The 8,553-nt window shown below is 36.9% G+C and carries 7 protein-coding genes; 2 read left to right on the forward strand and 5 right to left on the reverse strand.

Going from position 1 to position 8,553, the window contains the following annotated elements; all coding sequences use genetic code 11:
• A partial coding sequence (gene rlmB / locus Q0505_RS08740; protein ID WP_299211545.1) for a 23S rRNA (guanosine(2251)-2'-O)-methyltransferase RlmB occupies positions 1 to 622 on the forward strand: 622 nt, incomplete at its 5' end.
• A gap of 1 nt (position 623) precedes the next feature.
• Here rlmB and Q0505_RS08745 read toward each other — a convergent pair.
• Positions 624 to 1,370: a rhomboid family intramembrane serine protease gene (locus Q0505_RS08745; RefSeq protein ID WP_299211548.1), complete on the reverse strand. Its 747-nt coding sequence runs from the start codon at positions 1,368 to 1,370 to the stop codon at positions 624 to 626.
• Between the two features lie 87 nt (positions 1,371 to 1,457).
• Between Q0505_RS08745 and Q0505_RS08750 the strand changes: the two genes are divergently transcribed.
• A complete protein-coding gene (locus Q0505_RS08750; RefSeq protein ID WP_299211551.1) occupies positions 1,458 to 2,735 on the forward strand; it encodes a replication-associated recombination protein A in 1,278 nt (425 codons plus the stop codon).
• Positions 2,736 to 2,737: 2 nt separating this feature from the next.
• On the opposite strand, the gene Q0505_RS08755 is transcribed toward Q0505_RS08750, so the two are convergent.
• From Q0505_RS08755 to Q0505_RS08770, 4 genes are all read right to left on the reverse strand, one after another.
• Complete coding sequence (locus Q0505_RS08755) at positions 2,738 to 6,085, reverse strand: VCBS repeat-containing protein (protein WP_299211554.1); 3,348 nt, start codon at positions 6,083 to 6,085, stop codon at positions 2,738 to 2,740.
• Positions 6,082 to 6,897 carry a hypothetical protein gene (locus Q0505_RS08760; protein WP_299211557.1) on the reverse strand — a complete coding sequence of 272 codons (816 nt, stop codon included), beginning with the start codon at positions 6,895 to 6,897 and terminating at the stop codon, positions 6,082 to 6,084. Before Q0505_RS08760 ends, Q0505_RS08755 begins: the two co-directional genes overlap by 4 nt.
• A 3-nt stretch (positions 6,898 to 6,900) precedes the next feature.
• Positions 6,901 to 8,301, reverse strand: a complete 1,401-nt coding sequence (locus Q0505_RS08765) for a DUF5723 family protein (RefSeq protein ID WP_299211560.1) — start codon at positions 8,299 to 8,301, stop codon at positions 6,901 to 6,903.
• Positions 8,302 to 8,304: 3 nt separating this feature from the next.
• Positions 8,305 to 8,553: hypothetical protein (locus tag Q0505_RS08770; protein WP_299211563.1), on the reverse strand; the 249-nt coding region annotated here is incomplete at its 5' end.

Genomic DNA, 8,553 nt, shown 5'->3' on the forward strand with positions numbered 1-8,553 from the left:
ATTGAAAGAAACTATCAAAAAAAATGGGATACAAACTTCGTATGTTCCTATTGAAAAATTAAATAAGCTCACTCAAAAAAATCATCAAGGAGCTGTTGCTACCATTTCTCCTATTACATTTCATGATTTTGAAGAACTCGTTATACAAACCATAGAGTCAGGACAAACACCCTTATTTATCTTATTGGATCAGTTGTCTGATGTGCGTAATTTTGGGGCTATCATACGTACTGCAGCTTGTACAGGGGTGCATGGGATTATTATCCCTAAAAAGGGAGGTGCGCCTATCAATGCAGATACAGTTAAAACCTCTGCAGGAGCAGCTTTTCAGGTACCTATTGCAAAAGTAGATCACCTTAAAGATGCCATTTATTACCTCCAAGGTTCAGGAGTGCAAGTAATTTCAGCAACAGAAAAAAGCGAAGAAAACATCTATACATTAGACATCACAAAACCCACTGCTATCGTTATGGGTAGTGAGGATAGAGGTGTGTCTCCTGGTGTACTAAAAATAAGTGATCATTTGGCAAGTCTCCCTATGCAAGGTAATATCGCATCTCTAAATGTATCGGTTGCTTGTGGCGTGTTGTTGTATGAAGCCGTAAGACAACGTCTTGCGTAGTTTATGATTCAGGCTTAGAATCTTTTTCTTTGTAGATATAATTAATGGTTGGCTCCTCCTCCATTTCTTCCTCTACAACTTCTTCTATTTCTATAAAGTTACCATGCTCGTCAAATTGACGCATAAAAGGATCTTCTTCTTCGTTGTAATCTTCTGCTTCCCATGCATATTTAGGGGGCTTGGCTACGCTTTCGCGAAAGCAAAAACCTAGTATCCCTCCAGCTATAAATCCAGCCAAATGTCCTTCCCAAGAAACCTTCTCATCTACAGGTAATGTTCCCCAAACCAAGCCGCCATACAAGAAAACAATAAGTAATGAAAGTGCAATAAGCCTATAATGCTTGGCTCTAATTCCTTTAAAAAACAAAAAAGACACAAGACCATATATAACACCACTCATACCTATGTGATATGCAGAACGCCCAATAAGCCAAGTACCAATACCACTTAAAATAATAAGTAAGAAAAATACACGCCAAGCAATTTTATGATAGAAATAAAAAAGTGCCGTGCTCAACACAAATAAAGGAACGGTATTATGCCATAAATGTGACAAACTTCCGTGTATAAAAGGCGAAAAGAGTACACCGCGCAAACCAAGAGCTGTGTGCGGTTTTACGCCATACGGACTAAAATTTACACCAAAACGTATCTCAATCCAATATACGATCCATATCAGCAATACAAAACCAACAGGGTATACGATGACCCCATTATAAAATTGGAAAGATGAAGGTTTTGAATTCATATTTTAGTTAGCGCAAAGAACTAGCCAAATATAATAATACCGCAATATTGTCATTCTTATCACTTATAAAATACCTATTTTTATGTTATGAATACACCACTAGCAGAACGTTTACGACCTAAAAAATTGGAAGACTACTTAAGTCAAGTTCATCTTGTTGGAGAACAGGGTTCTTTACGTCAGGCACTCAATGCTGGGGTGATTCCGTCACTTATTCTCTGGGGACCTCCAGGGATAGGAAAAACAACTTTAGCCACTATTATTGCTAATGAATCTAAACGCCCTTTTTATACGCTAAGTGCTATTAACAGTGGGGTAAAAGACATAAGAGAAGTTATTGACAAAGCAAAACAAAGTGGGGGTTTGTTCACACAAAAAAACCCTATTCTATTCATCGATGAGATTCATCGTTTTAGCAAATCACAACAAGATTCCCTACTAGGTGCCGTAGAAAAAGGATGGGTTACTTTGATTGGAGCTACGACAGAAAATCCAAGTTTTGAAGTGATTCCTGCCCTTTTGTCGCGATGTCAAGTGTATATTCTTAAACCTTTTGGAAAAGAAGACTTAGAAGCGTTGCTACAACGCGCTATGGAAGAGGATAGCGTCATCAAAAGTAAAAAAATAGCACTTGAAGAAACTGAAGCCTTATTACGATTAAGTGGAGGAGACGCTCGGAAATTGCTTAATATTTTTGAACTTGTAGTGACCACAGAACCTTCTGACAAGGTGACGATCACAAACGACCTTGTGATGTCAAAGATTCAAAAAAACACAGTTCTCTACGATAAAACGGGAGAGCAACACTATGATATTATTTCTGCTTTTATCAAATCTATTAGGGGTAGTGATCCTAATGCAGCAGTGTATTGGCTAGCTAGAATGATAGAAGGTGGTGAAGATGTAAAATTTATTGCCCGTAGATTGATCATTGCTGCCTCAGAAGATATTGGGAATGCAAATCCAACCGCTTTAGTGGTAGCCACCAACTGTTTTCAGGCAGTGAATACCATTGGATATCCAGAAGCCAGAATCATACTAAGTCAGTGCGTCACCTATCTTGCGAGTTCACCCAAAAGTAATGCTTCCTATATGGCGATTAATAAAGCGCAACAACTCGTAAAAGAAACAGGGGATCTTAGTATTCCGTTACATTTGCGCAATGCGTCCACAAAATTAATGAAAGAGTTAGGCTATGGGGAAGCATATAAATATGCGCATGATTATCCTGGCAACTTTGCACATCAAGAATTTTTACCAGAAGAAATAGTAAATACAAAATTATATGATCCAGGTTCTTCTGCTAGAGAAAAAAGTCTTAGAGATTTTCTAAAGCTACGATGGAATGACAAATATGGCTATTAAGCCTATTTGAAAGTGACTACTTTAAGAGGTCCATCATTTACTCCTACAAGTACTATTTCTTTTTCTAAACCTTTGTGAGATACTTTTAAAAGACTCTTAGCATTCCCCCCTACATACAATCCTGATTCCATTGCAGATAATGCTGTATATCCATCTTTTTGATTGGATAACAACACCACGCCATTTCCAGCATCATATCTTGGTGTTTCTACTTCGGTTTCATAAATATTCCCTATTACAATCACATCTTCATACCCATCAAGATTCACGTCTTTTGTAATCACACTTAATACAGGAGCTGTCTGTACACTTGTGGGTAATACAGAGACATCAAAAGTGCCATTGCCTTTATTAAGCAAGAGTTTTGAAAAAAATGTAGTTACTTCTTTTTGATACGCTGTCTCTAACTTTTCCCCATAAATATCTTTTAAAGTAGCATTTGCAAAAGCATTATACGTTTCAAACTTTTCTGAGATAAAAGGCATTTGTTGTGTAGAACATTCCTTCCCTCTTGCAGGTACATAATTACCATTATAACTACTACTTAGCACTAAGTCAAACGTTCCATTGTCATCAAAATCTGAAGCAAATACTTTAAAAGGTGTTTTTTGAGACGCTTTATATTTTACATTATCCCCTATATTTCCCACAATATAATCGGGAAGACCGTCTTTATTAACATCGGTTTCTGTGATGGCAAACCACCAGCCTTTTTCTGTATCAAGACCTATTTCTTTCGAAACATCTGTAAATACACCCTTATCATTTTTAAAAACTCCGATATGAGACCACTCCCCTACGATCATAAAATCATCATCGCCATCGGCATCATAATCGGTAGCGATTACTTTATTTACGATGCCAAAATCTAGTAATCCAGGGGCTATTTGTGCTGTGACGTTAATAAAAGTCCCTCCATTATTCTGATAAATTTGAGAAGGCGCACTTACAGGGAAATGTTGCGGTTGAATGCGGTTCCCAACAATGATATCAAGATCTCCATCGCTATCATAATCGATGGTTGTTATGGATTTACTTGATAAAAATCCTGTAGTTTCATTGGTATCAAAAACGACTTTGGTAAATATCCCTTTGCCATCGTTTTGATAATACCGGTTCTCATACGTTGAAGCATTTGACGCAAACTCATTTCCTCCACTCACCACAATCAAGTCTAAGTCTTGATCTCCGTCGGCGTCAAAAAGGATAGATTCCATATCTTCCTGAATGGCATCTACTTCAAAAGCGGTTTGTTTTGATGTTAAAAATCCGCTTGCTGTTTGAAGGAATAATTGTCCTGACTGTCCTGAAGCACCACCTACATATACATCATCCAACCCATCTCCATTCACATCTCCTTTGGTCATATATGGTCCTAACGTAGATTGCTTGTAAGGCAGTAAGACTTCATTAGCAAAATCATTATAGACATTTTCGGTATGAATAAAATCGAGTCCATACGTTGTTTCCGCTTTCGCGAAAGCGTACTCCGTATCTGTATCCGTTTTAAATATAGGATCTCCCGATAGAATTGCCGCATCCTCTACAAATGTCATGGTCGTATTTGCGGAAATATTTGTACGCTCTTCCATTTTACCTGAAAGCCACTGTACCGTAATCTTATCTAGAGTCTCAGTAGTACCTAACCCAAAATGTGCAATATTTTCTGTAGCCGAAAGATATCCCTTTGCTCTTTTGGATTCGTAAATTTGTGATTGATCTTCGTAGGCTATCGTTACTTTGGCAAAAGTCTCCGAGGTAGTTCCTTTTAAAGCAATCCGTAGATAGTTTCCGACTTCCTTCTCTACGCTTGTATTCTTGAACAAGAATGCCTCATCGTCAATATTATTTACGATCAATTCTAAATCACCATCATTATCCAAATCTGCATAGGCACCGCCGTTAGAATAAGACGCTACGGCTAGTCCCCATTGATATCCTTTATTTTTAAATTGAAGATTACCGTCATTATGAAACATAATATTACTCAACTTTTCAGTTGGCATTGCGTCGTACAACTTTTGCTTTACATCTAGTGGCACTTTTCCTCCAAAGGCTTTTTGGGTATCTCGCACTTGATTCTGAATATCGTTATCTAGGGCATATTTTCTGTAGCCATTAGTCACGTACACATCGCGATACGAATCATTATCTAGATCGGCGATAAGTCCTGCCCAGCTCCAATCTGTTTTTGCCATTTTGGCTTGATGTACGGCATTATTAAAATGGTTTCCTCCCATGTTTAATTGCAACGAATTAAACATGTATTGGTGTTGAAATCCAAAATCATCTACGAGCATAGAAAACCGATCTACATCCATACTTGCCATCAATGTTTTGGAGCGCACATGGTCACTGGCTGCCATGTCCAATACAAAAATATCTTGAAGATTATCATTATTTATATCGGCAATATCTACCCCCATCCCAAAGAAAGAAACTTGCTTTGTGTACTCTTTAATCCGGTCTGTAAATGTGCCGTTTTGATTATTGATGTACATCGCATCTGGCACATAATAATCATTGGCGATATAAATATCTAGCCATCCATCATTATTGATATCACTTACGGTAATTCCTAATCCAAATGCTGCTTTAAGAAGCCCCGCTTTTTTGGTTATTTTGGTATAGGAGCTTCCCGTATTTTCATAGAATTGCACACTGCTTTTTTCCAGATTCTCACCTAAATTCATAGTGGCAAAAAAGCGCTGCGGATCAAGCCCATAGAATTCATTTTCATTGGAAACAACGCAATCCAGATCACCGTCATTATCGTAATCAAAAAACACGGATTGTGTACTGATGCCTGTATCGGCGAGGTTGTATTCTTGTGCGCTTTCGCGAAAGCGGTTATCTTTTAAATTTATATATAATAGATTTTTGCGATCTACGGCTTGTTTTGGACCGCCTTGTGATACGTAAATATCCAACCATCCGTCATTATTGACATCGGCAAAGGTAACTCCGTTTGCCCATTGCTTGCCCGTATTGATACCCGCTTGCTCAGAAATATCTTCAAATTGAAGGTTTCCTTTATTAAGATATAATTTATTTTCTACTTGATTTCCTGTAAAGAAAAGATCTTGAAGACCATCGTTATTAATATCTGCCACTCCTACTCCAGCGCCATTATAGAAATAATCAAAATCAAATAGATTCTCTATCGATCCCACATTTTCTTTAAGTGTATTTGAAAATGTAATACCACTCACTGAACTAGGAATCAATTCAAAGAGGTCCTGCGTTTTATCTGTTTTTTCTTCAGATACTGTGGTGGTATTTTTAGTCTCTTTTTCCTGACCACAGCCTAGAAAAAAAAGGGCTAAACCTATGGTTAAAAATTGTTTCATTCGCTTTTTGAAAATATCATTTGTACAACACCTATTCCTTTTACAACACGATCTACAATGAAGGTGTTATTTTTAAAATATCCTTTTCCACTAAACTGAGTGGTCAACACCTCATACATTTTGTTGTCATTGGTGATTGCGGTGCCTATCTTTTGTGTTCCTTCAAAAATGGTAAGGTTATCTTCTGTTACAACAAGTGTATAAAAACCATCAGCACTTTGATAGGATCCTGTGATAGAAGACATCTCTTTTATTTGTACTATTACTTGTTCTTCTATCTCTTTGACAGCTTCTTCTTGTTTTGGCTTTATTTGCTCTTCTACTATTTTAATCTCAGGTTTTTTAGAAGTAACGGTCTCGTCAGACTTTGTGTCTTCATGAGATGTTCCGTTGTAGGTATATTCTAATTCTTCTATAGAAATAAATGCTTTACGCAATGCCTCGTGATAGGCTCTTTTAAAGTCTTTTTCTTTGCTTTTCCCTTGTTCGGATGTAAAAACGACCTGTCCTTCACAATCTTTTAAAACCACTTTTAATCTTGCTACAAGGAAGTTAGAATCACTCTCTACATCTGCATACAGCGCATCACAACTACCGTATTCAAACCCAAAAGGTTTTTCATCTCGTTCTTTGTAGGCCTCAAATCCATACTTATTAAATAAGAATTGTGTGAGGGAGTTTAATTGATATTCATCTATGTTTTTTGCAAAGTCATATTTTTCTGGAATGATTACATATTGGTAATCCTGTACGCTTTGTGCAAAGGAAGTGACATGGATCAGTAAGAGTAGTGCAATTAATGATAGTTTCATTTTTTATTCAGGATCAAAAAGTAACTGAAAACCAAGCTGTACAGAAGCGCTTTGAGCCTTTGCCAGATTGGAATAATCTAATATATTATCTGCTGCAAGATAAACATTAAATTTATTAATTTTTGTTGAAATTAGAACTCCTACATTCTTCTTAGAAAATGCATCATAGGTATAAGTCATCTTGGTTCTTAAAAACCGATTCCAAGATCTATCTATATACATTGTGGCAGCTCCTTGGAATGATTTTGGGCGTTTTATACCATATAATTGAATCCCTACATTGGTAGCATACCGATCTACACCACTATTTGTACAGTCACAATCGCCATTCAAATTTTTACCTAAACCTCTATTGACTGAGGCATTAAATTTTGTAGGTCTCCACGTAGTATAACTATTTTCTAACTCATCTTCATAAGGAATGTTTTCTTCAAACTCATCTTCTAGGTTTTGCCAATAGTCAGTTAATTCTTCTCCATCTAAAACATCAGGAAATTGCAGATTTATCCCGCTGGTTTCATAACTACCAGACAGTCTATAATTGCGTAAATCTTTTGTATGAAATATAGCTCCTACATCAATAATACTTGCAGTTGCTGTCCAATGGTCATCAATTGTATGTGTAGCACCTATGTCAAAACCTATCCCAAGGTTATTACTTAATATCGCTCTTCCTACCGCTTTACCTGCGCCAGCATCACCATCTATAATAGATCGCAAACCAGAGGTATTAGCAGTTATAGATGCATTTAGTACCTGATGCTGTAAAAAGTTAGGACCCTCAGGTGTCGTTGTTGTTATAAAAACACCTTCATTGTCTGTACTATTAATATTTGCGATACTCATGTATAGTTTTGCCCTAGCTCCTACTCTCCATTTTTTAGAAATCTCTTTATTTATCCCAAAGTGATATACCGAAAGTACTTCGGCAGCAACAGACACATCTGAAAATTGAAAAGGTATATTTAAGTAATTAGCATTCCCTTCGTAGGCTAGTACAGCAATATCTTTGGGAAAATAAGCAATCACATCTGTTTCTTGATAAAGACCCGCTGAATAATAGTTGTTTGTAAATCTACTTTTCCATCCAAAGGAAGCTAATTCCAATTGCTGATTAACAACAAAAGCATCTTTAGCATCTAATCTAAAGATAGCATCTCGGATACGTGTATTAATATCACCACCTTCCTGAAAAATATCATACACACTCACCCCAGTGGAACCTGCGTTAAATGATATCCCTGAAAAAAATGGAATCCCAATATGTTTTTCAAAAGAGATAGCTGCCCCTGGATTACTCAATAATGTTTGTGGTAGATCATCTACATTATAGAGCAACTGCTTGTTTTGCGCACATAGCTGTGTCGCAATAAAGACTATATATATGAAAAGAATTATTCTCATACGTTATAGGTCAGAAAACTCTAGTTTGTAAATTGCCTTGCTTTGAAGGGATAATTCTCCATTTATAGGGGCTCCATTGGTGGTTAGGATCACTTCATTTGCTAGTTGAATTGAGTTACCTATTGCCTGAATATCTTCTTCGCTCAACACTTCCGTAAATTCCGTTCGTTGTACAGAACCATCAGGGGAAGATGTAATTTCAAAGAATACAACCAATTGTTCTTGCCCTTCACTATTTAAAAAAGCGGCACG

It is taken from the genome of uncultured Dokdonia sp., from assembly GCF_937910895.1.
Classification (GTDB): Bacteria; Bacteroidota; Bacteroidia; order Flavobacteriales; family Flavobacteriaceae; genus Dokdonia.

What these genes read in the sequence shown, in the direction of transcription:
- Q0505_RS08765 (WP_299211560.1), bottom strand. Translation starts at nt 8,301, where the DNA reads ATGAGAATAATTCTTTTCATATATATAGTCTTTATTGCGACACAGCTA.
- Q0505_RS08755 (WP_299211554.1), bottom strand. Translation starts at nt 6,085, where the DNA reads ATGAAACAATTTTTAACCATAGGTTTAGCCCTTTTTTTTCTAGGCTGT.
- Q0505_RS08750 (WP_299211551.1), top strand. Translation starts at nt 1,458, where the DNA reads ATGAATACACCACTAGCAGAACGTTTACGACCTAAAAAATTGGAAGAC.
- Q0505_RS08745 (WP_299211548.1), bottom strand. Translation starts at nt 1,370, where the DNA reads ATGAATTCAAAACCTTCATCTTTCCAATTTTATAATGGGGTCATCGTA.
- Q0505_RS08760 (WP_299211557.1), bottom strand. Translation starts at nt 6,897, where the DNA reads ATGAAACTATCATTAATTGCACTACTCTTACTGATCCATGTCACTTCC.